The organism is Photorhabdus sp. P32 (assembly GCF_038085095.1).
Lineage (GTDB): Bacteria > Pseudomonadota > Gammaproteobacteria > Enterobacterales > Enterobacteriaceae > Photorhabdus > Photorhabdus luminescens.
In genome coordinates this window covers 1-26,692 of record NZ_JAZGJN010000294.1, presented here as the reverse complement: position 1 = coordinate 26,692, position 26,692 = coordinate 1, and the positions used below count along the sequence as shown (strand labels likewise).

General features: G+C 41.6%; 23 protein-coding genes and 1 rRNA gene. 20 read left to right on the top strand and 4 right to left on the bottom strand.

Annotated features, from left to right (window positions below):
* The first annotated feature begins 66 nt into the window (after positions 1 to 66).
* From dacA to crcB, 5 genes are all read left to right on the top strand, one after another.
* Positions 67 to 1,278 carry a D-alanyl-D-alanine carboxypeptidase DacA gene (gene dacA / locus V2H77_RS22995; RefSeq protein ID WP_341500624.1) on the top strand — a complete coding sequence of 404 codons (1,212 nt, stop codon included), beginning with the start codon at positions 67 to 69 and terminating at the stop codon, positions 1,276 to 1,278.
* 156 nt (positions 1,279 to 1,434) lie between these two features.
* On the top strand, positions 1,435 to 1,698 hold the full coding sequence (gene ybeD / locus V2H77_RS22990; protein ID WP_341500623.1) for a DUF493 family protein YbeD: 264 nt from the start codon (positions 1,435 to 1,437) through the stop codon (positions 1,696 to 1,698).
* Positions 1,699 to 1,829: 131 nt separating this feature from the next.
* A complete protein-coding gene (gene lipB / locus V2H77_RS22985; RefSeq protein ID WP_341500622.1) occupies positions 1,830 to 2,471 on the top strand; it encodes a lipoyl(octanoyl) transferase LipB in 642 nt (213 codons plus the stop codon).
* A 110-nt stretch (positions 2,472 to 2,581) separates the two neighbouring features.
* Positions 2,582 to 3,547 carry a lipoyl synthase gene (gene lipA / locus V2H77_RS22980; protein WP_341500621.1) on the top strand — a complete coding sequence of 322 codons (966 nt, stop codon included), beginning with the start codon at positions 2,582 to 2,584 and terminating at the stop codon, positions 3,545 to 3,547.
* Between the two features lie 139 nt (positions 3,548 to 3,686).
* On the top strand, positions 3,687 to 4,061 hold the full coding sequence (crcB, locus tag V2H77_RS22975) for a fluoride efflux transporter CrcB (RefSeq protein ID WP_341500620.1): 375 nt from the start codon (positions 3,687 to 3,689) through the stop codon (positions 4,059 to 4,061).
* Positions 4,062 to 4,137: 76 nt separating this feature from the next.
* On the opposite strand, the gene cspE is transcribed toward crcB, so the two are convergent.
* Both cspE and V2H77_RS22965 read right to left on the bottom strand, forming a co-directional pair.
* Entirely contained in the window at positions 4,138 to 4,347 is a 210-nt protein-coding gene (cspE, locus tag V2H77_RS22970; RefSeq protein WP_021323071.1) for a transcription antiterminator/RNA stability regulator CspE, read from the bottom strand.
* A 218-nt stretch (positions 4,348 to 4,565) separates the two neighbouring features.
* Positions 4,566 to 5,027, bottom strand: a complete 462-nt coding sequence (locus V2H77_RS22965; RefSeq protein ID WP_011145612.1) for a methylated-DNA--[protein]-cysteine S-methyltransferase — start codon at positions 5,025 to 5,027, stop codon at positions 4,566 to 4,568.
* 331 nt (positions 5,028 to 5,358) lie between these two features.
* On the opposite strand from V2H77_RS22965, the gene nrdH reads away from it, so the two are divergent.
* From nrdH to emrB, 13 genes are all read left to right on the top strand, one after another.
* Positions 5,359 to 5,589: a glutaredoxin-like protein NrdH gene (gene nrdH, locus V2H77_RS22960; protein ID WP_341500619.1), complete on the top strand. Its 231-nt coding sequence runs from the start codon at positions 5,359 to 5,361 to the stop codon at positions 5,587 to 5,589.
* A gap of 13 nt (positions 5,590 to 5,602) precedes the next feature.
* Complete coding sequence (nrdI, locus tag V2H77_RS22955) at positions 5,603 to 6,019, top strand: class Ib ribonucleoside-diphosphate reductase assembly flavoprotein NrdI (protein ID WP_341500689.1); 417 nt, start codon at positions 5,603 to 5,605, stop codon at positions 6,017 to 6,019.
* A gap of 2 nt (positions 6,020 to 6,021) precedes the next feature.
* Positions 6,022 to 8,151 carry a class 1b ribonucleoside-diphosphate reductase subunit alpha gene (nrdE, locus tag V2H77_RS22950; RefSeq protein ID WP_341500618.1) on the top strand — a complete coding sequence of 710 codons (2,130 nt, stop codon included), beginning with the start codon at positions 6,022 to 6,024 and terminating at the stop codon, positions 8,149 to 8,151.
* A gap of 20 nt (positions 8,152 to 8,171) precedes the next feature.
* The gene (gene nrdF, locus V2H77_RS22945) at positions 8,172 to 9,131 is read left to right on the top strand and encodes a class 1b ribonucleoside-diphosphate reductase subunit beta (protein WP_341500617.1); all 960 of its coding nucleotides are present in this window, start codon (positions 8,172 to 8,174) and stop codon (positions 9,129 to 9,131) included.
* Positions 9,132 to 9,695: 564 nt separating this feature from the next.
* Complete coding sequence (gene proV, locus V2H77_RS22940; protein WP_341500616.1) at positions 9,696 to 10,895, top strand: glycine betaine/L-proline ABC transporter ATP-binding protein ProV; 1,200 nt, start codon at positions 9,696 to 9,698, stop codon at positions 10,893 to 10,895.
* The gene (proW, locus tag V2H77_RS22935) at positions 10,888 to 11,973 is read left to right on the top strand and encodes a glycine betaine/L-proline ABC transporter permease ProW (RefSeq protein ID WP_341500615.1); all 1,086 of its coding nucleotides are present in this window, start codon (positions 10,888 to 10,890) and stop codon (positions 11,971 to 11,973) included. The genes proV and proW overlap by 8 nt, the downstream gene beginning before the upstream one ends.
* Positions 11,974 to 12,043: 70 nt before the next feature.
* Positions 12,044 to 13,042: a glycine betaine/L-proline ABC transporter substrate-binding protein ProX gene (gene proX / locus V2H77_RS22930; RefSeq protein WP_265378425.1), complete on the top strand. Its 999-nt coding sequence runs from the start codon at positions 12,044 to 12,046 to the stop codon at positions 13,040 to 13,042.
* 502 nt (positions 13,043 to 13,544) lie between these two features.
* On the top strand, positions 13,545 to 14,768 hold the full coding sequence (locus V2H77_RS22925; protein WP_341500614.1) for an MFS transporter: 1,224 nt from the start codon (positions 13,545 to 13,547) through the stop codon (positions 14,766 to 14,768).
* A gap of 92 nt (positions 14,769 to 14,860) precedes the next feature.
* A complete protein-coding gene (locus V2H77_RS22920; protein WP_341500613.1) occupies positions 14,861 to 15,619 on the top strand; it encodes an AzlC family ABC transporter permease in 759 nt (252 codons plus the stop codon).
* Entirely contained in the window at positions 15,616 to 15,954 is a 339-nt protein-coding gene (gene ygaH, locus V2H77_RS22915; RefSeq protein ID WP_283256233.1) for an L-valine transporter subunit YgaH, read from the top strand. The genes V2H77_RS22920 and ygaH overlap by 4 nt, the downstream gene beginning before the upstream one ends.
* 129 nt (positions 15,955 to 16,083) lie before the next feature.
* A complete protein-coding gene (gene mprA / locus V2H77_RS22910) occupies positions 16,084 to 16,611 on the top strand; it encodes a transcriptional repressor MprA (RefSeq protein ID WP_011145601.1) in 528 nt (175 codons plus the stop codon).
* Between the two features lie 237 nt (positions 16,612 to 16,848).
* Positions 16,849 to 18,039, top strand: coding sequence for a multidrug efflux MFS transporter periplasmic adaptor subunit EmrA (gene emrA, locus V2H77_RS22905; RefSeq protein WP_341500612.1), 1,191 nt, complete (start codon positions 16,849 to 16,851; stop codon positions 18,037 to 18,039).
* A gap of 14 nt (positions 18,040 to 18,053) precedes the next feature.
* The gene (emrB, locus tag V2H77_RS22900; protein WP_341500611.1) at positions 18,054 to 19,595 is read left to right on the top strand and encodes a multidrug efflux MFS transporter permease subunit EmrB; all 1,542 of its coding nucleotides are present in this window, start codon (positions 18,054 to 18,056) and stop codon (positions 19,593 to 19,595) included.
* A gap of 46 nt (positions 19,596 to 19,641) precedes the next feature.
* On the opposite strand, the gene V2H77_RS22895 is transcribed toward emrB, so the two are convergent.
* Positions 19,642 to 20,658 carry a tRNA/rRNA methyltransferase gene (locus V2H77_RS22895; protein ID WP_341500610.1) on the bottom strand — a complete coding sequence of 339 codons (1,017 nt, stop codon included), beginning with the start codon at positions 20,656 to 20,658 and terminating at the stop codon, positions 19,642 to 19,644.
* 320 nt (positions 20,659 to 20,978) lie between these two features.
* Here V2H77_RS22895 and V2H77_RS22890 point away from each other — a divergent pair, with 320 nt between their 5' ends.
* Positions 20,979 to 23,621 (top strand): bifunctional acetate--CoA ligase family protein/GNAT family N-acetyltransferase, encoded by a 2,643-nt coding sequence (locus tag V2H77_RS22890; RefSeq protein WP_341500609.1) that lies wholly within the window; start codon positions 20,979 to 20,981, stop codon positions 23,619 to 23,621.
* A gap of 163 nt (positions 23,622 to 23,784) precedes the next feature.
* On the top strand, positions 23,785 to 25,140 hold the full coding sequence (gene pssA / locus V2H77_RS22885; RefSeq protein ID WP_341500608.1) for a CDP-diacylglycerol--serine O-phosphatidyltransferase: 1,356 nt from the start codon (positions 23,785 to 23,787) through the stop codon (positions 25,138 to 25,140).
* A gap of 1,343 nt (positions 25,141 to 26,483) precedes the next feature.
* Here pssA and rrf read toward each other — a convergent pair.
* Positions 26,484 to 26,599 (bottom strand): 5S ribosomal RNA (gene rrf, locus V2H77_RS22880).
* Positions 26,600 to 26,692: the final 93 nt, after the last annotated feature.

Sequence of the window (26,692 nt, the reverse complement as noted above, 5' to 3'; positions counted from 1 at the left end):
ATTTTTTTCATTTGCTATGATGTGGCTCGATATCAACCTTTTCTCACGGATGCTGTCCAACCGACCATGAAATATACAACCACTTCTCGTTTTATAAAAAGCGTTACCTTGAGTATTGCGCTGGCAATAAGTGCTTCTGCGTTTGCCGATGGAAATGATGTCAACCTGAAAACGATGATCCCAGGTGTGCCTCAGATCGATGCGGAAGCTTATATCCTTATCGACTATAATTCAGGCAAAGTGCTGGCCGAAATGAATGCAGACGCACACCGTGATCCTGCCAGTCTGACAAAAATGATGACCAGTTATGTTATTGGTCAAGCAATTAAATCAGGCAAAATCCATCCAAATGATATGGTCACCGTTGGCACTGACGCATGGGCAACAGGTAACCCAGTATTCAAAGGCTCTTCCCTGATGTTCCTCAAGCCAGGCGATCAGGTCTCGGTTTCCATGTTATCCCGCGGTATAAACTTGCAATCCGGTAACGATGCCTGTGTTGCAATGGCAGACTATGTTGCCGGTAGCCAAGAGTCTTTCGTTAACTTAATGAATGGTTATGTGAAATCTCTTGGATTAAAGAATACAAATTTCAAAACCGTTCATGGTCTGGATGCAGAAGGCCAATACAGCTCTGCCCGTGATATGGCGCTGATTGGTCAAGCGCTGATCCGTGACGTTCCTGAAGAGTACACCATCTATAAAGAGAAAGAGTTTACCTATAACAATATCCGCCAGACAAACCGTAACGGCTTATTGTGGGATAAGAGTCTGAATGTCGATGGTATCAAAACCGGTCATACCAGCGCAGCGGGCTATAACCTGGTCGCTTCTGCAACAGAAGGCGATATGCGTCTGATTTCTGCGGTATTAGGCGGCCACACTTATAAAGGCCGAGAAACAGAAAGTAAGAAACTATTGACCTGGGGCTTCCGTTTCTTTGAAACTGTTTCGCCTCTACAAGCAAGCAAAGAGTTCGCTTCTGAACCAGTCTGGTTTGGCGATAACGATAGAGTTCAGTTGGGTGTTGATAAAGATGTTTATCTGACTATTCCCCGTGGTCGTCTGAAAGATCTGAAAGCCAGCTATGTCATGAATAATAGTGAATTACATGCCCCCCTAGCGAAAAATCAAGTCGTAGGTACTATCAATTTTCAACTTGATGGCAAGACTATTGAACAGCGGCCGTTAGTCGTCATGAATGAAGTAAAAGAAGGCGGCATCTTCAGCCGCTTTATCGATTACATCAAGCTACTATTTCATCATTGGTTTGGCTAATTCTTGAGATAATTAAGCGATAAACAGAATCCACCAAAGCGAATCGGGCTACCGCCCGATCGCAATAAGCTCCCGCGTTTTAAGGCGGGGGAAAGTATCGAATTTTACAGAAGAAACTGACCGTCTATATCACGGAAAGCAAAAACAGGAGCGCCCATGAAAACGAAATTAAATGAACTGCTTGAGTTCCCTTGTTCATTCACTTACAAAGTGATGGGTTTGGCGAAACCTGAGCTAGTCAATCAGGTCGTTGAGGTAGTTCAACGCCATGCGCCGGGCGATTACTCTCCACAAGTGAAACCAAGCAGCAAAGGCAACTACCACTCAATATCCATTACTATCAATGCGACTCATATTGAACAGGTAGAAACGCTGTATGAAGAGTTAGGTAACCTTGAACTGGTACGGGTCGTGTTGTAATAGAAACTCAAAAAATCCCCTATAATTTCACAGGGGATTCTTTATCTATCAGAAATACCACCGTTTCAGGCGCACTAAACTGGTGAGAACCTCTTCTGAGGGTTATACTGACCAAATCTTATAGCTATCAAATGAAGTTTCAATTGCAACATAAAACGATTTTCTTACGTCAATTAGGAATACAACCCTACGAGCCGATTTCTGATGCAATGCACTTGTTTACTGAGCAACGAGATACCAATACACCTGATGAAATCTGGCTGGTACAGCATCCAAAAGTCTTTACTCAAGGGCAAGCAGGTAAAGCTGAACATTTGCTGTCCCTTGGCGATATTCCGATTATTCAATCTGATCGTGGTGGACAAGTCACTTATCATGGCCCTGGTCAGCAAGTTATGTATGTCATGATTGACATCAAACGCGCCAAAATTGGTGTACGGCAACTGGTTACGGCGATAGAGGATACTGTCATTCAAACCCTTGCTCACTTTGGTGTGAAAGCCTATGCCCGCCCGGACGCCCCTGGTGTCTACGTCAATGAAGCCAAAATTTGCTCCCTTGGATTACGGATACGCAAAGGTTGTTCTTTCCACGGGCTAGCCTTCAATATCGCAATGGATTTAGAACCCTTTTTGCGTATTAACCCTTGTGGCTATGCTGGCATGAAAATGATTCAACTCAGTGATTTAGTTCCTGGAATTACTGTTGAGCAAGTACAACCTATTTTGGTGGAGAAATTTTGCCGGCAGTTAGGATTTAAACTGAACAATTAAAGATGCTATAATTTTTTAACATTCTTCAAAAATTTTTTAATGGCTTATCATACAGTAGATTGAATGATAAATCTCAACCTGATGAATTTAACACTGGAACCAGCACGATTATGAGTAAACCAATTCAGATGGAACGCGGCATTAAGTACCGCGACGCAGACAAAATGGCGCTGATCCCTGTCAAAACAGTGATGACCGAACGTACAGAAATCTTGCGTAAACCTGAGTGGATGAAAATCAAACTTCCTGCGGATTCCAGCCGCATTCAAGGCATCAAATCTGCCATGCGCAAAAATGGTCTGCATTCCGTTTGTGAAGAAGCGTCTTGCCCTAACCTGGCGGAATGTTTCAATCACGGTACAGCCACCTTTATGATCCTTGGCGCAATTTGCACCCGCCGTTGCCCTTTCTGTGATGTTGCACACGGCCGCCCAATGGCGCCCGACACCAACGAACCAGTAAAACTGGCGCAAACCATTAAAGATATGGCTCTGCGCTACGTTGTCATCACCTCCGTTGACCGTGATGATCTACGTGACGGCGGCGCTCAACACTTTGCTGATTGCATCTCTGCTATTCGTGACAAAAATCCATCCATCAAAATTGAAACTTTAGTGCCTGACTTCCGTGGACGTATGGATCGTGCACTTGAAATACTGACAGCGACACCGCCCGATGTCTTTAACCATAACCTGGAAAACGTACCTCGGGTTTACCGTCAAGTGCGCCCTGGCGCAAACTATGAATGGTCACTAAAACTACTTGAGAAGTTTAAAGAAGCCCACCCTGACATTCCAACCAAGTCGGGTCTGATGGTCGGTCTCGGTGAAACCAACGAAGAAATTATTGACGTTATGCGTGATCTGCGCCGCCACGGTGTTACCATGCTGACCCTGGGACAATATCTACAACCTAGTCGTCATCATTTACCGGTACAACGCTACGTCAGCCCACAGGAATTTGATGAAATGAAAGAAGAAGCGTTAGCTATGGGGTTCACCCATGCCGCCTGTGGTCCATTTGTCCGTTCTTCTTACCATGCTGACTTGCAAGCCAAAGGTGAAGAGGTCAAATAACCCAGTTTCTTATACCCTATGGATTTCAAGCTGCATCGCGACGGCAAGGAAGTGAATCCCCGGGAGCATAGCAAACTATGTAACCGGGGTGAGCGAGTGCAGCCAACAAAGAGGCAGCTTGAAAGATGACGGGTATATTATGATTAATATTATTCTGGCTATATTTATCGGAGGTGGCTTAGGCAGCGTATTACGCTGGTTTATCAGCCTTCGCCTTAATAATATTTCTGCTAATATCGCGATTGGCACCCTTACCGTTAACTGTATCGGTGCATTAATTATCGGACTGGGATTGGCCTACTTCAATAAATCTACACATCTCGATCCGGCCTGGAAATTGATGTTAACCACCGGTTTTTGCGGAGGGTTAACAACCTTTTCCACATTTTCTGTTGAAATTGTTTATTTATTACAGGACGGAAAACTAGGATGGACACTGGGAACAGTTTTGCTTAATCTTTTTGGATCATTATTAATGACCACGTTAGCTTTTGTATTAATGCATAAACTTTAGATTAAAATTATCTACATATCACACAAGCCAAAAAAAACCCGTTGAAATAACGGGTTTTCGAAATACGGAGTTAAAATCAGATAGCGACAACGTTTACAGCAGATGGACCTTTAGCGCCGTCAGTGATTTCAAACTCTACTTTTTGACCTTCTGCCAAAGTTTTAAATCCGTTACTCTGAATAGCAGAGAAATGCACGAATACGTCTTTGCTACCATCTTCTGGAGTGATAAACCCGAATCCTTTAGATTCATTAAACCACTTAACGTTACCTTTAATTTTTGACATCAAACTTACCTTCAACGTGAAAATTAAGACACAAAATCTGTGTCGCATACAGTACAGCAAATAAGTTGGTTCATTGTCTACAACCAAGATCACGAAAAGCATAATAAAATACGATAGATGTTATCTTTAATTTAGTTTTACCACTAAATAATACACATATATAAATATCTAAACCCTCCCTGGTCTTTTATCACACAATTTACCTAATAAACAAATGACTAGGTTTTTTCATGTTCCAATAGCCAGCTTTTAATATTCAAGCCTCCGGTATATCCCACCAATTTACCATCATGTCCAATAACACGATGGCAAGGCACAATTAATGAGATCGGATTCCGAGAATTAGCCATTCCTACCGCGCGACAATAATTAACTGAACCTAATGCTAATGAAAGTTGCTTATAACTCCACACTTCTCCAAATGGGATCTTACATAGCTGTAACCATACACGCTGCTGGAATTCAGTTCCTGCTGGATTGAGTGGAACAGAAAACTCAGTACGCTTACCCGCAAAATATCCCCGTAACTCTTTCACGCACTGCTTAGTAATATCATTTTTTACTTCAGGCGCTGTTTTTTCATCAACAAAATATAGACTGGTCACCCCCTTATCATCCGCAGTGATATGAATATACGGTTTAGGAAATCCTTTGGGTGTATCAAAATAGTGATGATACATAACCACCTCCATTGAAAAAAATATCAATCATTATAGGGATTAGAGTAAATCGTCTTTTCGACAAATTGCAATGATGAATTCAGTTGCTCCCTTACCACCGACTAGAAAACTTAAACTTGTCTAAAGGCGAAAAACCTACCAACAAACAGAGAGTAACTAACATTGTAATTTTAATGATAGTCACTTGATGTAAAATTAACACCATATATAGTATGGTTGAAATAAAATTTCACTATATATAGTATAGTTCAAGTTATGGCCTTTAGTAAAATTATTACTCATGAACCAAATTTTGCCATTGCATGCCCACAAACTGACAAAGGAGTCGTTAATGAGCATTACCATTTATAGCAAACCGGACTGCGTACAATGCAGCGCAACCTATCAGGCGCTAAGCCGAAGAAACATTCGATACCAGATTGTCGATTTGACCGAAAACCCACAGGCTTTAGCGACTATCCGTGCTATGGGCTACCAGCAAGTTCCTGTGGTTGTCGCCGGCACACAACATTGGTCGGGATTTCGTCCTGATAAAATCAACGCATTAACCAAGAATTTGTAGGTTTATTATGAACATAAATCCGCTGATCTATTTCTCCAGTTCGTCCAGTAATAGCCATAGATTTGTTCAGAAACTAGAGATACCAGCCCTTCGTATTCCGATAAATCAATCAGGTAGCCCATTAAACGTAACCTCTCCTTACATTTTACTGACCCCCAGTTATGGTGGCGGCAATGCTAAAGGCGCGGTTCCGCCACAAGTGATTCAGTTTCTAAATATCGCCAAAAACCGAACGTTAATCCGGGGAGTCATCGCCGCCGGAAATACTAACTTTGGCGAAGCTTACGGCATTGCTGGACAGATAATCTCAGAGAAATGTCGTATCCCCCTTCTATACCGTTTTGAACTGCTGGGTACTGAAGAAGATGTACAACAGGTACGTCAAGGTATTCAAAAATTCTGGCAATATGATTCATTAGAGAATACGTAATTATGACTTTTCAAATTAATGCGCAACAGGATTATCATGCTTTAAATGCTCTGCTCAATCTGTACGATAGCGAAGGAAAGATTCAATTTGATAAAGACAAACAGGCTATTCATTACTATTTTCGCCAGCATGTAAATCCAAACACACTATTTTTCCATAGCCTAAAAGAGAAGCTGGATTTCCTCCAACAACAGGGATATTACGAAACAAACGTGCTGGAACAATACGATTTTGCTTTTATTAAAAAGCTTTTTCAGCAAGCCTATAGCAAAAAATTCCGCTTTCAAACCTTTCTGGGCGCATTCAAATATTACACCAGCTATACTTTGAAAACCTTCGATAATAAGCGTTATCTGGAACGCTATGAAGATCGTGTATGCATGGTAGCACTGACCCTAGCCCAAGGCGATCAGATGCTGGCTTGTCGTCTGGTGGATGAGATGATCAATGGCCGTTTTCAACCAGCAACGCCAACCTTTCTTAATTGCGGTAAGAAACAGCGAGGAGAATTAGTTTCCTGTTTCCTGCTGCGCATTGAAGACAATATGGAGTCCATCGGACGTTCAGTTAATTCAGCATTACAGCTTTCAAAACGTGGCGGTGGTGTCGCATGCTTACTCAGTAACCTACGGGAAGCAGGTGCGCCGATAAAAATGATTGAGAATCAATCATCAGGTGTTATCCCAGTGATGAAAATGCTGGAAGACGCATTTTCATACGCCAATCAACTCGGCGCACGCCAAGGTGCAGGAGCGGTTTATCTCCATGCTCATCACCCTGATATTCTCCGTTTTCTAGATACAAAACGGGAAAATGCCGACGAAAAAATCCGTATAAAAACACTCTCTATTGGCGTCGTTATTCCTGATATCACCTTTAAGCTAGCTAAGCATAATGAAGATATGTATCTATTCTCACCCTATGATATTCAACGGGTTTATGGTGTGCCAATGTCCGAAATTAGCATGACAGAAAAATATGCTGAAATGGTGAATAACCAACAAATTCGGAAATCAAAAATCAATGCCCGTGAATTTTTCATGACGTTAGCTGAGATCCAATTCGAATCTGGTTATCCCTATATTATGTATGAAGACACAGTGAATAATGCTAACCCAATTAAAGGTCGGATCAATATGAGTAATTTATGTTCCGAAATTTTACAGGTTAACAGTGCCAGCGAATATGAAGATGATTTAAGTTACCGTCATATTGGGAAAGACATTAGTTGTAATCTGGGATCAATGAATATTGCTCATACAATGGATTCACCAGATTTTTCCCTCTCTATTGAAACCGCTGTCCGCGCTTTAACCGCAGTATCAGATATGAGCTATATCCGTTCAGTTCCTTCTATCGAAAAAGGAAATCAGGATTCTCATGCCATTGGTTTGGGGCAAATGAATCTTCACGGCTACCTGGCAAAGGAAAAAATTCATTACGGTTCTGAAGAAGGAATAGATTTCACCAATATCTATTTCTACATCGTCACTTATCACGCTCTGCGTACTTCCAATCAGATCGCCATTGAACGCAATAGTTACTTTAAAGATTTTAAAGATTCTCGTTATGCCAGTGGTGAGTTTTTTAATAAATATACAGAAAGAGCCTGGCAACCTCAGACAAAAAAAGTCTCTCAATTGTTTGAACAAGCAGGAATAACCATCCCTAATCAACAAGACTGGCTTGAATTAAAAACCTCAATTATGGCTCATGGTATTTACAATCAAAATCTCCAAGCTATTGCTCCTACAGGTTCTATTTCATATATCAACCATTCAACCTCAAGCATTCACCCGATTGTATCCCGTATTGAGATCCGTAAAGATGGTAAAACAGGACGTGTATATTACCCGGCGCCATTTATGACGAACAATAATCTTGAATATTACCAAGATGCTTACGAAATAGGACTGGAAAAGATTATTGATACCTATGCTACAGCCACTCAACACGTCGACCAAGGATTATCACTGACACTCTTCTTCAAAGACGATGCCACTACCCGTGATATTAACAAAGCGCAAATTTACGCCTGGCGTAAAGGAATTAAAACGCTTTATTACATCCGTCTGAAACAAACTACTCTGGAAGGTACGGAAGTACAAGATTGTGTTTCATGCTCACTGTAAAATGATTCTGGAAATTTATTATGATTAGTAATCCTATACGCGCAATTAACTGGAACCGAATTGAAGATGATAAAGATCTAGAAGTTTGGAACCGGCTGACAACCAATTTCTGGTTACCGGAAAAAATTCCATTATCCAATGACATTCCTTCATGGAATACCTTGACGACAGAAGAAAAAGAGCTGACTATCCGGGTATTTACCGGACTGACACTACTGGACACAATTCAGAACACGGTTGGTGCTCCAGCGTTAATGGAAGATGCCCTGACGCCCCACGAAGAAGCGGTTATGTCTAACATTAGTTTCATGGAAGCTGTTCATGCACGTTCTTACAGTTCCATTTTTTCAACATTATGCCTAACAACTGATGTGGACAATGCCTATTGCTGGAGTGAAAAGAATTCTTCATTACAGAATAAAGCCAGAATTATATTAAATTATTATAGTCATCATCATCCATTAAAGAAAAAAGTCGCCAGTGTTTTTCTAGAATCATTTTTATTTTATTCAGGTTTCTATTTACCTATGTATTGGTCAAGTCGAGGCATATTAACAAATACAGCCGATTTAATCCGACTTATTATCCGGGACGAAGCTATTCATGGTTATTATATTGGATATAAATTTCAACAATCATTAAATAAATATTCAATTTTAGAGCAAAAAGAAATTAAAGAATTCACTTTTTCATTATTATTAGAACTATACGAAAATGAAATTAAATATACAGAAGAACTTTATGATATTGTTGGCTGGACTGAAGATGTTAAAAAATTCTTGCATTATAATGCCAATAAAGCGTTAATGAATCTTGGCTATGAAACCTTATTTCCCTCAGAAATGACAAATGTCAGCCCTGCAATCCTATCTGCATTATCACCAAATGCCAATGAGAACCACGATTTCTTTTCTGGTGCTGGTTCATCATATGTTATTGGTAAAGCGGTTAATACCGAAGATGAAGATTGGAGTTTTTAAAGATAATGATTCTATATAGAATATTTTAAAGGCCATATATTATTCAGCCTATTTTTCAAACGAGAAAATGCCATAAAATCCTTATATTTTTATGGTGTTTTTTTATGATTATCGCCATTCCTATGGATATTTTTTGCCAGAAATAGCCATTCATATCATGTCAAACGACAAAAAACATTAATATAGCTAATTAATTTCAAATTAAATTTCATATTAATCAGATATAATAAACATGATAAACTAATAACATATTCTATTTACGACATGGTGAATAATTTATTTGCCAACTAAACACAAAAATATATTAATAACAGCAATATAGAGAAAACTTACCCTTTCAATAACAGCATAAATTTAGGCAAAATAAATCGCTAATAACAATAAAATTACGACAAATACATCTAATTTAAGCCATTCAATATTGCCAGTTTTTACATTAATTGTTATTAACATAGGGTTGTCAGGCTCTCTCAGTATGTTAGGGTATATATATTCAAAGAATCATGCAGAGATGAATAATGCATAACGCCATTACATAACCATTGAAAGGAAGATAACTATTTCATGGCAATTAAACTTGAAGTTAAAAACCTCTATAAGATATTTGGCGATCGTCCTGAATATGCTTTCAAATTACTGAATTCGGGTTTGAGCAAAGATCAGATATTTGAAAAGACAGGTATGACTGTTGGTATACAAAATGCCAATCTGACTATTGAAGAAGGCGAAATATTTGTCATCATGGGCTTGTCTGGCTCCGGCAAATCCACAATGGTACGCCTTCTCAATCGCCTGATAAAACCGACTCGCGGCCAGGTATTAATTGATGGTGAAGATATTTCTGAGATTTCAGAAACAGCGTTAAGAGAAATTCGCCGCAACAAAATCAGTATGGTTTTCCAATCATTTGCACTGATGCCACATTTAAACATACTGGAAAACAGCGCTTTTGGTATGGAACTTGCCGGCATCACCAAACAAGAACGCAATAAAAAAGCGTTGGACGCACTGAAGCAGGTAAACCTGGAAAATTATGCTCAATCCTATCCAGATGAGCTCTCAGGCGGGATGCGCCAGCGTGTCGGGCTTGCCAGAGCACTGGCTAATAACCCTGATATTTTGCTAATGGACGAAGCATTTTCCGCCCTTGATCCATTAATTCGTACAGAAATGCAAGATGAACTGTTAAGCCTGCAAGGCAATCAACCACGGACTATCGTCTTTATCTCTCATGATTTGGATGAAGCAATGCGTATCGGCGATCGGATCGCCATTATGCAAGATGGTGTTGTTGTACAGGTCGGCACACCTGATGAAATCCTGAATAATCCAGCAAATGATTATGTGAAAACTTTCTTTCGTGGCGTAGATATCAGCCATGTATTTAGTGCTAAAGACATTGCCCGTCGCCGTCCAGACTCTCTGCTTCATATTGCACCCGGTTTTGGCCCTCTTTCTGCATTGAAAGTTCTTGATGACGAAAACAGAAACTATGGTTACCTGATCGAACATGGACAAAAATTCGCCGGTATAGTTTCCGTAAATTCATTGGAAAACGCATTACGGGAAAAAAAATCTATCGAACACGCCATATTAGCGGAACCAACCGCAGTTGCCGCAGATATGCCCCTCAACGAGCTGATTGCTGTTGTAGCACAATCACCTTGTGCGATTCCGGTTGTTGGAAATAACGACAAATATATCGGCGTTATTTCCAAAGGGATGCTGTTGCAGGCATTAGATAAGGAGACACCAAATGAGTAATCAAAAAGAGCATCAAACTCAGCCTGAACAGAATACACAGGATACCTCCCCCATCGCTGCCGATAATACAGATCCCTGGAGCAGCGAAACCTATACTGATAATTCAACAGGTTCTGACTGGCTGGATGCGCCCGCAACTACGGTACAGCCTGAACATTTCAATATCATGGACCCATTCCAGCACCCGCTTATTCCCTTAGATTCATGGGTAACCCATGCTATTGATTGGGTTGTGTTAAATTTTCGTCCCGCATTTCAAGGAATACGCGTTCCCATTGATTTCGTTCTCAGTAGTTTCGAACAATGCCTGACTTCAATACCGGCCCCTATTGCCATCCTATTTTTTGCCCTGATTGCCTGGCAGTTATCAGGCATTGGTATGGGTATTACCGCTCTGATTTCTCTGGTAATTATTGGTGCAATAGGCGCATGGTCTGAAGCAATGGTCACTCTGTCATTAGCTCTGACATCTCTGTTGTTCTGCATTATCGTTGGCTTACCACTGGGTATCTGGCTGGCGCACAGCAAAAGAGCCGCAAAAATTATCCAACCTCTGCTTGATGCCATGCAAACCACACCAGCATTCGTCTATCTAGTCCCGATTGTCATGCTGTTTGGCATCGGTAACGTGCCTGGGGTTATCGTCACCATTATCTTCGCTTTACCCCCAATCGTCCGTCTGACAATTTTAGGCATCAAACAGGTTCCGACAGATCTGATAGAAGCAGCCGAATCTTTCGGCGCCAGCCCTCGCCAAATGTTGTTTAAAGTTCAATTACCACTGGCTATGCCAACCATTATGGCCGGTGTCAATCAAACCCTGATGCTGGCTCTATCAATGGTTGTTATTGCATCAATGATTGCCGTTGGTGGTTTAGGCCAAATGGTTTTGCGAGGTATTGGCCGTCTTGATATGGGGCTTGCCACCGTAGGTGGAGTTGGAATTGTTATTCTGGCGATTCTCCTTGACCGCCTAACACAGTCTCTTGGCCGCGGTAACCGGACTAAAGGGGTAAATCGCTGGTATGTCACTGGACCAATTGGATTAATTACCCGTTTATTCAGCCAAAAAGCATAACCTTCAAAAACACCTATCCAAACCACAAGAGTTTGGTAAACACATGATGACTGCAACAGGAGGAAAAACCATGCGCAAAATAGTTATCTGGGCGATATCCCTGTCATCACTGATAAGTTCTCAATTATTCGCTGTCGAATTACCCGGTAAAGGTATCAGCGTACAACCCGTACAAAGCACCCTTAGCGAAGAAACATTCCAGACGCTGATCGTCAGTAAAGCATTGGAAAAACTTGGTTATGATGTCAAACCGATCAAAGAAGTAGACTACAACGTCGCCTATTCCTCTATCGCTTCCGGCGACGCAACCTTTATGGCTGTCAGTTGGGAACCACTGCACAACACCCAATATCAAGCAACCGGCGGTAATGCAAAATTCTACCGGGTTGGCAACTATGTAGAAAATGCCGCTCAGGGATACTTAATCGACAAAAAAACAGCGGAAAAATACAACATCACGAATATTGCCCAATTGAAAGATCCGAAAATAGCCAAATTATTCGATACCAACGGTAATGGCAAAGCCGATTTGACTGGCTGTAATCCCGGTTGGGGCTGTGAAATCGCCATTAACCATCATCTTAAAGCTTATGGTTTAAACAATAGCGTTGAGCATAATCAAGGGAACTATGCAGCCATGATGGCAGATACCATTACCCGCTATAAAGAAGGCAAACCCATCTTATATTACACATGGACACCTTATTGGGTTAGTGATGTGCTGAAACCGGGTAAAGATGTTGTCTGGCTGCAAGTTCCTTTCTCCGCTATGCCTAACGATGAAAAAATAGATACGAAACTGCCAAATGGCGCTAACTATGGTTTCCCACCAAGTATTATGCACATTGCCGCCAATAAAAAGTGGGCAGAAGGCAACCCGTCCGCCGCCAAGCTATTTTCTATCATGAAAATGCCCCTTGCGGATATCAATGCCCAAAACCTGCGGATGCATAATGGTGAAGCATCACAAGCGGAGATTGAACGCCACGCCAATGGTTGGATTAAGGCTCATCAAAAATTGTTTGATGATTGGGTTAAAACTGCCATTGAAGCCGCCGGAAAAAATTAATATTCAAAGCATCACAGTGAATTGGCATTAAACAATTCACTGTTTTTTACTGCTATTTTTTCTGACGCAAAATTCTTATTAAAATTTATATTTCACCAATTTTATATACCCTATGGATTTCAAGATGCATCGCGACGGCAAGGGAGCGAATCCCCGGGAGCATAGAGAACTATGTGACTGGGGTGAACGAGCGCAGCCAACAAAGAGGCAACTTGAAAGATGACGGGTATAGTCACTCTCGCCATATTACAGCAAATAGTAAGAATTAATATCGTTTTCACATTTCCATTCTCAGTTCGATTTGACAGTTAAATCACAAGGTTAAAACTACCTAAGACAATGAATATTCAACAGAGTCTCTTTAGCGACCACTCTCGCGGCTTTACCGTTGAACCTGAATAAAAACTCATTACAATGCGAAAAGTTTAGCTCGTGACTATGAGACTTTAACGAGCTGTCCACTCACTCCTAACCTGCCGTTTAAATATAAGAAAATACATTTATGGAAGAAAATATTTCCCGTACACCGTTAAGTCCAGCTTTGATTGCACTGATCGCAATCGCTACAGGTCTGGTTGTCGCCAGCAACTACTATGCACAGCCGCTACTCGATACTATTGCGTTACAATTTAATCTGACCGTCAACGAAGCGGGATTTATTGTCACCACAGCTCAATTAAGCTATGCCGTTGGCCTAACATTCCTTGTTCCATTAGGTGATATGTTCGAACGGCGCAGTTTAATTGTCTCAATGACAATATTAGCCACTGTTGGATTACTGATTACCGCCACGTCGCAGAACATCTGGCAAATGTTACTGGGAACGGCAATGACGGGCTTATTTTCGGTGGTTGCCCAAATACTGGTCCCGCTGGCCGCAACACTCGCCCTTCCTCATCAACGTGGAAAAGCTGTCGGTACGATTATGAGCGGTTTACTGCTTGGAATATTACTGGCAAGAACCATCTCAGGAACAATGGCGACTTTTGGCGGCTGGAGAACTGTTTTTTGGGTTGCCAGTGTTTTATTGGTGATTCTTTCTCTGACACTGTGGCGCTATCTGCCCCGTTATAAACAAGTAACCAATCTCAATTATTTCCAATTACTTGGCTCTATTGTAAACCTTGTCACTACCAGCCCGCTGCTAAGAGTACGCGCCATACTGGGTGCGCTGACATTTGCCAACTTCAGCCTGCTATGGACATCAATGGCATTCCTGCTCTCAGCACCTCCTTTTAACTATTCTGAAGGAATCATCGGTTTATTTGGATTAGTCGGCGCCGCCGGAGCACTAATGGCAACCAAAACCGGACAACTCGTTGATAAAGGCAAAGGTTCTCTGACCACCAGCATTTCCCTGGCGCTATTACTTTTTTCATGGATACCAATCGGTTTAGCCAAAGAATCACTAATTGGCTTTATGATTGGTATTTTTCTCCTTGATATTGCGATTCAAGGTGTTCACGTTACAAATCAAAGCACGATATACCGCATCATGCCAGAAGCCAGAAACCGGCTCACTGCCGCTTACATGACCAGCTATTTCATTGGCGGCGCCGTTGGCTCTCTGGTTTCAGGCTATGCTTACAAACACTCAGGTTGGTATGGTGTTGCCGCCTCTGGCATTGCTATCTGCATAATCAGTCTAATCGTGTGGTTCTTGGGCAAAAAGCACGAACCAAAGACGCTGCAAGAAACAAGCCACAATACAAGAACGTTTAAATAAAAACATTTATGAAACATTTGTTAAGGATGATATTTTCTATTTGGTTTCCTTTTGTTAATGTTATATAACAATTATATAACCAGATAGATTTTATGCCTGTTTCTGATGCACCACCGCCCTTAACCAGTAAAAAATCTTCTTTTACTGAAGGAATAATAGACAGTTTACCCATTGTCATCGGCTACATTCCCGTAGCCTTTGCTTTTGGCCTTAATGCCGTCAAACTTGGCTTCAACCCAATAGAAGCCATTTTCTTTTCATGCATCATCTACGCCGGCGCAAGTCAGTTCGTCATCACAGCTTTACTGAGCGCAGGCACATCACTGTGGATTTCTGCCCTAACGATCATGGCAATGGATGTTCGCCATGTTCTTTATGGCCCATCTTTAAGGTACCGTATCAAAGATAAGTTAACAGAGAAAAAAACCGTTATCTGGGCTTTTGGTCTGACAGATGAGGTTTTTGCCGCCGCTACCGCAAAACTCATTAAGAACCAACGGGGCTGGAGTGAAAACTGGATGGTTGCTATTGCAATCTGTTCCTGGCTGGCCTGGGTCGCAGGTACCACAGCCGGGGCATTTCTTGGCAACGGTTATTTGGAATCCTATCCTGCCGTAGAAGCCGCCATGATTTTCATGTTACCAGCACTGTTTCTCAGTTTTCTTCTTGCTTCTTGCAGAAAGCAAAATAGTTATTGTGTTGCAACCGCGCTAACCGGAGCACTTTTGGGGATTACATTTTTCTCAATTCCAGTTGCTATTCTGGCAGGTATTGTCGGTGGTTGTATCGCAGCACTGTTACAACCGCAAAACAGTTGCAATGACTCTTCTGAACAAAAGGAAATACCATGATTGACAGTAAGATTTTGCTCATTGGGCTATTTGTCGGGTTAGCTAACTTTTCGTTTCGCTATCTGCCGCTGCGATTTGGGAAAGCACGCCAATCTGCCGGCAAAAAAGGTGGAAAAACAAGCATTATTCTTGACAGTATTGGCATTGCATCCATTTGTTCTTTACTCATCGTATCGGGTGTACCTGATGTAATGAAAGAGAGTCAAAAACTATTTCCTACCCTCATAGGTTGTCTGACCATCTGCTTAATCTTTTACAAAACAAGGAAAATTATACTCGCAACGTTATTCGGCGCACTGCTTTTTGGACTAACATTCAAAATATTTATGAATTAGGTATCAATATCAAAAGAAATATGATGATAACAAATAACTACAATTGCTAAATTTATCTTTTAATATACCATTTGGATGTTTGATAACAAAAGTTATCTTACCAGTTGAAACTAATAAGGTATCTAAATAATGGAAAGTTCGTTTACGCCTACCGAAGAATTACTGAATATTCGTGCAGCACAGCAAGCCAAATTAAATAAAGATATCCCTTATCAAGAGATCCTGTTGACTAGGTTATCAATGCACGTCCAAAGTAAATTGCTTGAAAACCGTAATAATATGCTGAAAGCTCAAGGCATCAATGAAACTTTGTTCATGGCCTTGATGATCCTTGATACTAAGGAAAGCCACAGCATTCAGCCATCAGAATTAAGTGCCGCATTGGGTTCTTCCCGTACTAACGCCACTCGTATTGCTGATGAATTAGAAAAGCAGGAGTGGATTGAAAGAAAGGAAAGTCATAACGACCGCCGTTGCCTTCATCTTCATCTGACAGAACAAGGTACAAAATTTTTAAATAGTTTGCTTCCACCTCAACATGAGTGCCTGAGAAGACTTTGGTCATGCCTTGACCAGGAGGAACAAAAACAGTTAGAAAAGTTAATGAGAAAATTACTGGTCAGACTTGATACAATGGGCGATTGTATCAAAAAATAGCTCGTTATTTAATCGAACAATTTTTGTCCAAAACAATATTTCCCTGGTTAAATTGTTCGAAAAAATTTTCCTGTTAGCTAAGATGATATTTTCTGCAAAAAGCTAACTATTATTCTTCGATAACATTGGACCCTGTGTCATTCATCTTTCCAGTAGTGATGATATACCCACTACTGGAAAGTGATCTGAAAAAAAATAGTATTACTAAAAGACAAATAACAAGCATGGGGATTTACTATGAGTGCAAATGAGGAAACAGAAGTACAAGCGACACAAAATCCAAACCCAAACAGTAGCAAAAAAAGGCAACGTAGTCGTGCCTTAATGTTACTAACCCTTGTCTTCACTCTGCTCGGTATTGCCTACTTTTTCTATTGGTTTCTCATTTTACGCCATCATCAGGAAACAGATAACGCCTACGTTACAGGTAATCAAGTTCAGATCATGTCGCAAGTTGCTGGCAGTGTAATCACAGTTAACTTTGACAATACTGACTTTGTGAAAAGCGGTAGTATACTGGTACAACTCGATCCCCGTGATGCAGAATTAGCATTAGAAAAAGCAAAAACAGCATTAGCCAACAGTGTTCGACAAACTCATCAACAGATAGTTAACAGTAAACAGTATCAGGCTAACATCGCCCTACGTCGGTCTGAGTTAACCAAAGTTCAAAATGATCTTAGCCGCCGAGAAATACTTAGCGCTCAAAGAGTCATTGGCAAAGAAGAGTTGCAACATGCACAGGAAGCCGTCGCCAGTGCCCGAGCCGCGCTGGATGTGGCTATCGAACAATATAACGCTAATCAAGCAATTATCCTGAATACGCCTCTAGAGAAACAGCCTGCCGTTGAACAAGCTGCAACGGAAGTCCGTAATGCTTGGCTGGCATTACAACGCACGAAAATAGTCAGCCCAATTGATGGCTATGTCTCACGCCGTAGTGTGCAAGTTGGCGCACAAATCAATAAAAATACCCCACTGATGGCGATAGTTTCGGCAAACGATATGTGGATCGAGGCTAACTTCAAGGAGACGCAAATTTCTGGTATGCGCATTGGTCAACCGGTGGAAATCACCAGCGATTTCTATGGTGGAAGCAAAGTATTTAGCGGAAAAATTACTGGCCTTGATATGGGTACCGGCAGCGCCTTCTCTTTATTACCCGCTCAGAACGCCAGCGGCAACTGGATTAAGGTTGTACAACGTTTACCCGTCCGTATTGAGCTTGATCCTGGACAACTGGAAAAATACCCACTACGCATCGGCCTCTCGACTAAAGTCAGAGTGGATACCGCAAGTCCTGATGGCCCCGTTTTATCTGACAGAACACGTACTAAATCGGCTTATCACACCACGGCACTGGCAATAGATATGTCTCCTGCCAACAAAATAGTTAACGACATTATTAATAGTAATGTCGGAAAATAATACCGGAGGCCAAGGTGACAAGACAGCCGCTTACAGGCGCCAAACTTGCATGGATGACCATTGCGTTATCTCTGGCAACGTTCATGCAAGTGTTGGACTCCACCATTGCTAACGTAGCAATACCCACAATTTCAGGTAATCTAGGTTCCTCAAATTCTCAAGGGATCTGGGTAATTACCTCTTTCGGCGTTGCCAATGCGATTTCCATCCCGATTACTGGATGGCTGGCAAAACGCATCGGCGAAGTTAAATTATTTATCTGGTCAACCGCACTGTTCGCCATCGCTTCTTGGCTATGCGGTATTTCCAACAGTCTTAACATGCTAATCTTCTTTCGGGTTATTCAAGGATTAGTCGCAGGTCCTCTTATCCCCCTTTCACAAAGCCTACTTCTGAACAATTATCCACCAGCCAAAGGCAATATGGCACTAGCGCTATGGTCAATCACGATTATTGTCGCGCCGATTTTTGGCCCTATTCTGGGCGGTTACATCAGTGATAACTATCATTGGGGATGGATCTTCTTCATCAACGTGCCTGTTGGTATAGCGATTATTCTGATTGCTATGCAAACGCTGAAAGGGCGTGAAACTCAAACAGAGATCAAACCTATCGACACAATAGGACTGATGTTATTGGTTGTCGGCGTTGGTTGTTTACAGATCATGCTAGATCAGGGTAAAGAGCTAGACTGGTTTAATTCTACAGAAATTATCATCTTAGCGGTTATCGCAATCATCTCATTAGCATTTCTGGTGGTATGGGAATTGACCGACGATAACCCGATTATTGACCTATCACTGTTTAAAGAACGTAATTTTACCATTGGCTGCTTCTGTTTGAGCTTAGCTTATATGCTCTATTTTGGCACAATCGTGTTATTACCTCAGTTATTACAGGAAGTGTTCGGTTATACCGCAACTTGGTCAGGTCTTGCATCAGCACCGGTAGGATTGTTACCACTAATCATTTCTCCACTGATTGGTAAATTCAGCAATAAAGCAGATATGCGCTACATAGTGACATTCAGCTTTGTTGTTTATGCCATCTGTTATTACTGGCGTGCATATACATTCGAACCCGGCATGGATTTTGCCGCAGTCGCATGGCCTCAATTTATCCAAGGATTTGCTATTGCCTGTTTCTTCATGCCACTCACAACCATTACTCTTTCCGGCTTGCCGTCAGAACGAGTGGCATCTGCATCCAGTCTATCGAATTTCATCCGGACATTGGCTGGCTCAATAGGAACATCGCTAACAACAACCATGTGGACCCAACGCGAATCAATGCATCATGCCCATTTTACCGAACACATCAACCCTTATAGCCCCGATACTCAACAGATTTATCAACAATTATCGGAATCGGGAATGAATAACCAACAAATTCCCGCTTATCTGGCAAAAGAGATTACCCATCAAGGGCTCATAATTTCAGCGAATGAAATTTTCTGGCTCTCCGCTGGTGTATTCCTGATATTAATCGTACTAGTTTGGTTCGCAAAACCACCATTCACACAAGGAAGTAAAGAGAATATTGGCGGAGCTCATTAAATCTTAAATAGCAAAGCGGGGAGCATTATCGTCCCCGCTTTTCCTATCAAGCTTTATTCTGTCGCCACCATTCAGCTAGCATAATGCCGGTTGCAACAGAAACATTCAGGCTTTCAACCAACCCCGCGCCACCAACGAACAAGCTCATATCACCATGTTCAAAAGCACTGTCACTCAAGCCATCACGTTCTTGACCCAGTACCAGAACCATTTTTTCCGGTAATTCAGCTCTAGCTAAAGCGGTGCTACCTTTATGGCTGGATGTCGTTACAATGGTGTAACCCGCTTGACGAAATTTATCCAGTGTAGTGATCAAGCTATCAGCATCAATACCTTTAATATGCTCAGCGCCACCCTCTGCTGTACGGATAGCCGCACCCGATTCCAGCAAGGCCACATCATGCAAAATCACCCCCTGTACACCGAAATGCGCACAACTTCGCATAATAGCGCCAAGGTTGTGAGGATTACCCACATCTTCAAGAGCCAAAACACAATCTTTTACTGGAGCATCTTGCAGGTAGGTCTCTGCATCCAAACCGTTGCGTTTCTTAATCAGAAAACAAACACCGCCATGATGTTCAGTACCCGACACTTTCGTCAGTTCAGCCTCATCCACAACATGATAGGCTTTACGGTTAGCGGCCATCCATTTCAGAGCATTGCGGAAACGTGGCGTCACTGACTCAACGAACCAGGCACGAACTATTGCTTCAGAACGATTTTTAAACATCGCCTGACAAGCATTTTCACCATAAATCCGAGTTTCTTCCATTCGCTGACGACGGAGCTGTTCAGGATCAATCTGGCTTTTCCCACTGATACCACCATGCACTGGCGTTAAAGAATCACTCTCAGGGCGTGACACTGTTTTCCAGGGCGATCTTTCACGCTCATTGGCTCGCGGAGAACGGGATGTTCGCTCATTGTCCCGACGACGCTGACCTTGATCGCGTCCTTTGCCAGACGGACGTTTGTTATTGCTGCGGCTGTCATTATCGCCCTCACTGCGGACATACATCACTTTGACTTTGCCATTTTTACCACTGTATGAATCGTTCATTCGTTTCTCCAACTGCTTTATGGCGCGAAGATTACCTGATGTGCGCATCTTAAGCTACCTCTGACAACCATAATCCACCAAAATGCGCTCTTAATTTCCTGCTTTCTGCGAGACATGCCGTACTTGCTATGGAGAGCACAGCCAGGCTACCTGTTGAAACAGACCCCCGCCAAAGATATTCAAGCTACAACCCGGTACCATTTTGGAACAAGCTGGCAATTTAATTGCTTCTCAGCAACTGCATCCGATAACGTAAGTCACAGCAATGACTTGCGAAATCAGCTACAGTTATCAACTAACCACAAATAAGGAGCCTCCTGATGAGCCAGCGCGGACTTGAAGCTTTATTACGCCCTAAATCCATTGCTGTAATTGGCGCCTCAGAAAAACCAGAACGAGCGGGTTCAGTTATGATGCGCAACCTGCTTGCAGGCGGTTTTGCCGGGCCAATACTACCGGTAACTCCCAATAGCCGTTCTGTTCAAGGAGTTCTAGCTTACCCTTCAATAGATAAATTACCAATCACACCGGATTTGGCTATTATCTGTACTCATCACCACCGTAATTTGCCATGCCTGGAACAACTAGGGCAATTGGGTTGCAAAACAGTGATTATTCTTTCCTCGCCAAAACCCCAATTTACTGAATTAAAACAGTACTGCCAGCACTATAGTATCCGGCTACTTGGACCAAACAGTTTGGGACTATTAGCTCCCTGGCAAGGGCTGAATGCCAGCTTTTCCCCGATTCCAATTCTCAAAGGGAAATTAGCCTTTATTTCTCAATCTGCGGCAGTCTCAAATACGATTCTTGACTGGGCGCAGCATCGGGGAGTCGGATTTTCCTACTTTATCGCGTTAGGTGACAGTGTAGATATTGATATTGATCATCTACTCGATTTTCTGGCTCGTGACAGTAAAACCAGCGCCATCCTGCTCCATTTAGAGCATATCCATCACGCCCGTCGCTTTCTTTCAGCATCTAGAAGCGCTTCCCGCAATAAACCTATTTTAGTGGTCAAAAGCGGCCGCACCAGGCGAGCACAGAAATTACTTGGTGAACAACAAAATCTGGATGCAGCCTATGATGCAGCAATTCAGCGAGCAGGGTTATTACGCGTACAAGATATGCATGAAATGTTTTCTGCTGTAGAAACCTTAAGCCATATGTCACCCTTGCGGGGGGAACGACTATTTATCGTCAGCAATGGTGCTGCTCCAACCGCAATGGCGCTGGATGAGTTATTCCTCCGTAACGGTAAGCTCGCAATATTAGGTGAAGAGACAACAAAGGCACTAAAAACACAACTACCAGAAACTATCTCCCTACATAATCCACTGGATTTAAGAGATGACTCCACGGTGGAACGTTATATCGCTGCGTTAAAACCATTACTAGACAGCCATGATCATGATGCTCTGTTACTTATTCATTCTCCTAGCGCAATTGCTCCCGGTATTCAAACCGCCACAAAAGTCATTGAAACAATCCGTACACACCCAAGGGGAAAATGGCTAACTATTTTTACCAATTGGTGCGGTGAATACTCTTCTCAAGAAGCCCGTCGCCTATTCAGTGAAGCAGGTATTCCAACTTATCGCACCCCGGAAGGAGCAATTACTGCTTTCATGCACATGGTGGAATATCGCCGCAATCAAAAACAATTAACAGAAACACCCGCCCTACCAGTAAACATCACAGCTAACACAGCACGTGCCCATCAGTGCATACAACAGGCGCTGGAACAAGGAAACTCACGTCTAGATACTCATGAAGTTCAACCTATTCTGGCAGCCTATGGCCTCAATACGTTGCCAACATGGATTGCTCATAGCAGCGATGAAGCTGTCAATATTGCCCAACAGATCGGTTATCCTGTCGCTCTGAAATTACACTCGCCAGATATCCCGCATAAATCAGAAGTTCAAGGGGTTATGCTCTATTTGCGAAATGCAAACGAAGTCAAGGCTTCTGCTCAAGCGATTATCGAACGTGTCAATCAGAATTTCCCACACGCAAGAATTCAAGGACTGTTAGTTCAAAGCATGGCAAACCGTGCCGGCGCACAAGAGCTACGTATCGCAGTAGAACAAGATGAGGTATTTGGCCCACTGATTATGTTAGGTGAAGGAGGTATTGAGTGGTCACAAGAGACACAAGCAGCCGTCGCGTTGCCGCCTCTCAATATGGCGTTAGCGCGATATCTGGTTATTCAGGCGATTAAAAGTAGAAAAATTAAGCTCAGGGGAGCTCCCCAATCATTAGACGTACTAGCACTCAGCCGACTGTTAGTTCAGGTATCTAACCTGTTACTCGATTGCCCGCAAATTGTACGACTAGATATTCACCCGTTACTAGCTTCTGGCGACGAATTCACATTATTAGATGTTTCAATGGAATTATCTTCGATAGAAGGCGATCCACGAACCAGATTAGCTATCCGTCCATATCCAAGCGAACTAGAAGAAACGATAAAACTCAAAGGGGATGCAGAATGCCTGCTACGTCCGATTCTGCCAGAAGATGAACCGTTGCTGAAAGATTTTATCAGCCAAGTTACTAAAGAAGATCTCTATTACCGCTACTTTAGTGAAATCAGCGAATTTACACACGATGATTTGGCCAATATGACCCAGATTGATTATGACCGCGAAATGGCATTTGTTGCCATACGACATCCTAAAACGACTCCGGAAATTATCGGGGTTACTCGTGCCATAGCTGATCCTGATAATGTCGAAGCAGAATTTGCTGTGCTAGTGCGTTCTGACTTAAAAGGGATTACCCTTGGATATCAGCTTATGATAAAACTGATTAACTATACACGAGAACATGGCATAAACCGCCTTAATGCTATCACCATGCCAGAAAATCGCACTATGATAAAACTCGCTAAAAAACTGGGATTTACCATAGATGTTCAATTTGAGGATAGCATTGTAAACTTATCCCTCGAACTTTAAATCAACTTCGTGATGAATCGCACAGACTTGAATCATTAGGCATTAGAGCGTTAAATCATGCTCACAATTAGCCAGACTAATGGTATTATCGCCAGATCATTTGATTCATTGCTTTACATAGTAGTCTTTTAGCCATCCAACATAAGAGAAAAAGCGCACTGTGATGTTGTCTAAATTCAAACAAGCTAAACATCAACAACACCTTGCACAACTGCCTAAGCTACCTCAGTCAGTTGCTGATGTTAAAACACTTTATCAACCTGAAGTGTTCCGCAGCACCCTGCTGGAAAAAATTGCTAACGCTGAAAAACATATTTATATCATCTCCCTCTATCTGGAAAATGATGATGCAGGGAGAGATATCCTGAATGCACTTTATACAGCTAAACAACAACGGCCGAGCTTGGACATTAAAGTGCTCGTTGACTGGCATCGAGCGCAACGTGGACGAATTGGCGCTGCTGCAATGGCAACAAATGCCGATTGGTATTGTTCTATGGCAGAAGCTTATCCCGATGTGAAAATTCCAGTGCTAGGTGTACCTGTAAATACCCGCGAAGCACTAGGTGTTTTACATTTAAAAGGTTTTATCTTTGACGACACTGTAGTTTATAGCGGAGCAAGCATTAATGATGTTTATCTCCACCAACATGATAAATATCGTTATGATCGCTACCACTTGCTTCACAATGCAAAACTTGCAGAAGCAATGAAACACTTTGTTGATAATTACATTATCGCTACAGGAGCCGTACAGAAACTGGATTGTAAGAACCGTCTTCGTATTCCTGAAATCAAAAACCTGATCCGTCAATTACGTTTTTCTCTGCGGCATACTACCTATAAAATAAATAACCAGGCAACAAATGATGAGCTATCTGTTACGCCACTTGCCGGTCTGGGAAAGAAAAATCTACTAAATAAAACCATTAGCCATCTGATTGCTAGCACAGAACAAAAATTGATTATTTGTACTCCGTATTTTAATCTGCCAGCCATCATTGTCCGGCGTATTGTTCATCTACTTCGTCAAGGTAAACATGTAGAAATTATTGTTGGCGATAAAACTGCTAACGATTTTTACATTCCACCGGAAGAACCATTTAAAATTATCGGTGCATTACCCTATTTATATGAAATCAATCTACGCCGTTTTATCAGCAGACTACAGCGTTATATTGACAACAATCAACTGACTATCAGGTTGTGGAAAGATGGTGATAATAGCTACCACCTGAAAGGTGTGTGGGTGGACAATCAATGGCAATTAATTACAGGAAATAATCTTAATCCTCGAGCCTGGGGACTAGACTTAGAAAACGCCATTCTTATCCACGATCCTCATAAAGAAATGCAGGAGCAACGTACAAAAGAACTACACTGTATTCGCACTTATACTACGGTTGTCAGTAGTTATCAGGAATTGGACAGCATCCAGTTTTACCCAGTCAAAGTACGTAAACTTATCCGACGCTTACGCCGTATCCGGGTAGACAAATTAATTAGTCGTATTCTGTAATTGAATCGATAAAGCGAATTATCTTTTCTAAATCAAATCTCCTGATATTGAATAATTTCGGGAGATTTTTTTATCATTGAATTTTGTTGTAATAAATCTCAACTTTATTTAAACAATAGTAATATTCAAAAGTACGTAAATTCAGATTCAGCTTCTGGAGATAAAAAATAAAACAACTAATCCTGTTAATATACTATTTTTCAGCAAAAAATTGATTGAATTGCAATCCTAGAATGTTCTATTTAAAAATATTATTTTTCTGGCCGGAATATCTTATTTAAAGTTTCGTAGATAACTCCTTCTCTAAGTTTCACTTATAAAATCACAAAACCAGTGGAGTAAAATATACCCGTTATCTTTCAAGTTGCCTCTTTGTTGGCTGCACTCGCTCACCCCGGTCACATAGTTATCTATGCTCCCGGGGATTCGCTCCCTTGCCGTCGTGATGCATCTTGAAATACATAGGGTATATATTTATAAGATTAATCAAAAAAACATCAGCGTAATACCATTTAAAGATGGTATTTATTCCTCAAAAAACATAATAACTTGTTAAACTTAAAACATCTCCACTCATTTCTACAATTCTAACGGGAATAAACATCAGATAAAATCCCAGAATAGATTAAGCAAATAGCACCCAAAACTGTTTCAGTTTCAAGTGCTTTATCAATTAAAAATAGGGAAGATATTAATAAGTATTCAGAAATAACAAATGAAGAATTAGTAACTAGAAAAATGATACGAAAAATTGGAAAAGATAAAGAATACATTATTAATATTAAAATGAACGTAAAACGCTATTTAATGATGATAAAACAAAAGATTAAAAAATGACTTTTGATAACCGTTTAGAGTTTACATACCATGCAATTATCAGTGAAAAATTAGAGAAAAAATCGAAGCTGCTAATTCTCATACATCATAAAAGAAAAGGACAAATGAGAATATAAATGAACTAATCAGAACTTCCTAAAAGGAATAAATTTAATAGAATCTCTAACCAGAAAATAAATTTAGCCATAAACCCCAGCGAAAAATGGGGAATGATAAAACACTTAATAAATTATTTAAAGGAATGAAAATTTATCTAATCACAGCATGATCATATTGCACTTACCATATGAAATTACAAAGTAAGTATATGTAAAACGCAAAAACCCCCAGCTCTCGCTGAGGGTTTCCACTGTATTTAAAGCCTGGCAGTTTACAAACGGCTTTCGTGCCATTCGCCCTTCGGGGCCATCGCGGCTCGCGACGTTCAAATCCGTTGCCGACGGAGTTGTCCTACTCTCTACCATTGTGCCTTATGTCAGTTTTTATCACATAAAGCTAAAATTAAAGCCTGGCAGTTCCCTACTCTCACATGGGGAGACCCCACACTACCATCGGCGCTACGGCGTTTCACTGCTGAGTTCGGCATGGGGTCAGGTGGGACCGCCGCGCTATCGCCGCCAGGCATATTCGGTTTTACTCCGCCGTTGCGTCTCTTCCGCAACCACCGCATCAATCTCTGAACAAGCGAAAAATCTCTCTCTCTTCCGTCTTCCGA

What these genes read in the sequence shown, in the direction of transcription:
- dacA (WP_341500624.1), top strand. Translation starts at nt 67, where the DNA reads ATGAAATATACAACCACTTCTCGTTTTATAAAAAGCGTTACCTTGAGT.
- ybeD (WP_341500623.1), top strand. Translation starts at nt 1,435, where the DNA reads ATGAAAACGAAATTAAATGAACTGCTTGAGTTCCCTTGTTCATTCACT.
- lipB (WP_341500622.1), top strand. Translation starts at nt 1,830, where the DNA reads ATGAAGTTTCAATTGCAACATAAAACGATTTTCTTACGTCAATTAGGA.
- lipA (WP_341500621.1), top strand. Translation starts at nt 2,582, where the DNA reads ATGAGTAAACCAATTCAGATGGAACGCGGCATTAAGTACCGCGACGCA.
- crcB (WP_341500620.1), top strand. Translation starts at nt 3,687, where the DNA reads ATGATTAATATTATTCTGGCTATATTTATCGGAGGTGGCTTAGGCAGC.
- cspE (WP_021323071.1), bottom strand. Translation starts at nt 4,347, where the DNA reads ATGTCAAAAATTAAAGGTAACGTTAAGTGGTTTAATGAATCTAAAGGA.
- V2H77_RS22965 (WP_011145612.1), bottom strand. Translation starts at nt 5,027, where the DNA reads ATGTATCATCACTATTTTGATACACCCAAAGGATTTCCTAAACCGTAT.
- nrdH (WP_341500619.1), top strand. Translation starts at nt 5,359, where the DNA reads ATGAGCATTACCATTTATAGCAAACCGGACTGCGTACAATGCAGCGCA.
- nrdE (WP_341500618.1), top strand. Translation starts at nt 6,022, where the DNA reads ATGACTTTTCAAATTAATGCGCAACAGGATTATCATGCTTTAAATGCT.
- nrdF (WP_341500617.1), top strand. Translation starts at nt 8,172, where the DNA reads ATGATTAGTAATCCTATACGCGCAATTAACTGGAACCGAATTGAAGAT.
- proV (WP_341500616.1), top strand. Translation starts at nt 9,696, where the DNA reads ATGGCAATTAAACTTGAAGTTAAAAACCTCTATAAGATATTTGGCGAT.
- proW (WP_341500615.1), top strand. Translation starts at nt 10,888, where the DNA reads ATGAGTAATCAAAAAGAGCATCAAACTCAGCCTGAACAGAATACACAG.
- proX (WP_265378425.1), top strand. Translation starts at nt 12,044, where the DNA reads ATGCGCAAAATAGTTATCTGGGCGATATCCCTGTCATCACTGATAAGT.
- V2H77_RS22925 (WP_341500614.1), top strand. Translation starts at nt 13,545, where the DNA reads ATGGAAGAAAATATTTCCCGTACACCGTTAAGTCCAGCTTTGATTGCA.
- V2H77_RS22920 (WP_341500613.1), top strand. Translation starts at nt 14,861, where the DNA reads ATGCCTGTTTCTGATGCACCACCGCCCTTAACCAGTAAAAAATCTTCT.
- ygaH (WP_283256233.1), top strand. Translation starts at nt 15,616, where the DNA reads ATGATTGACAGTAAGATTTTGCTCATTGGGCTATTTGTCGGGTTAGCT.
- mprA (WP_011145601.1), top strand. Translation starts at nt 16,084, where the DNA reads ATGGAAAGTTCGTTTACGCCTACCGAAGAATTACTGAATATTCGTGCA.
- emrA (WP_341500612.1), top strand. Translation starts at nt 16,849, where the DNA reads ATGAGTGCAAATGAGGAAACAGAAGTACAAGCGACACAAAATCCAAAC.
- V2H77_RS22895 (WP_341500610.1), bottom strand. Translation starts at nt 20,658, where the DNA reads ATGAACGATTCATACAGTGGTAAAAATGGCAAAGTCAAAGTGATGTAT.
- V2H77_RS22890 (WP_341500609.1), top strand. Translation starts at nt 20,979, where the DNA reads ATGAGCCAGCGCGGACTTGAAGCTTTATTACGCCCTAAATCCATTGCT.
- pssA (WP_341500608.1), top strand. Translation starts at nt 23,785, where the DNA reads ATGTTGTCTAAATTCAAACAAGCTAAACATCAACAACACCTTGCACAA.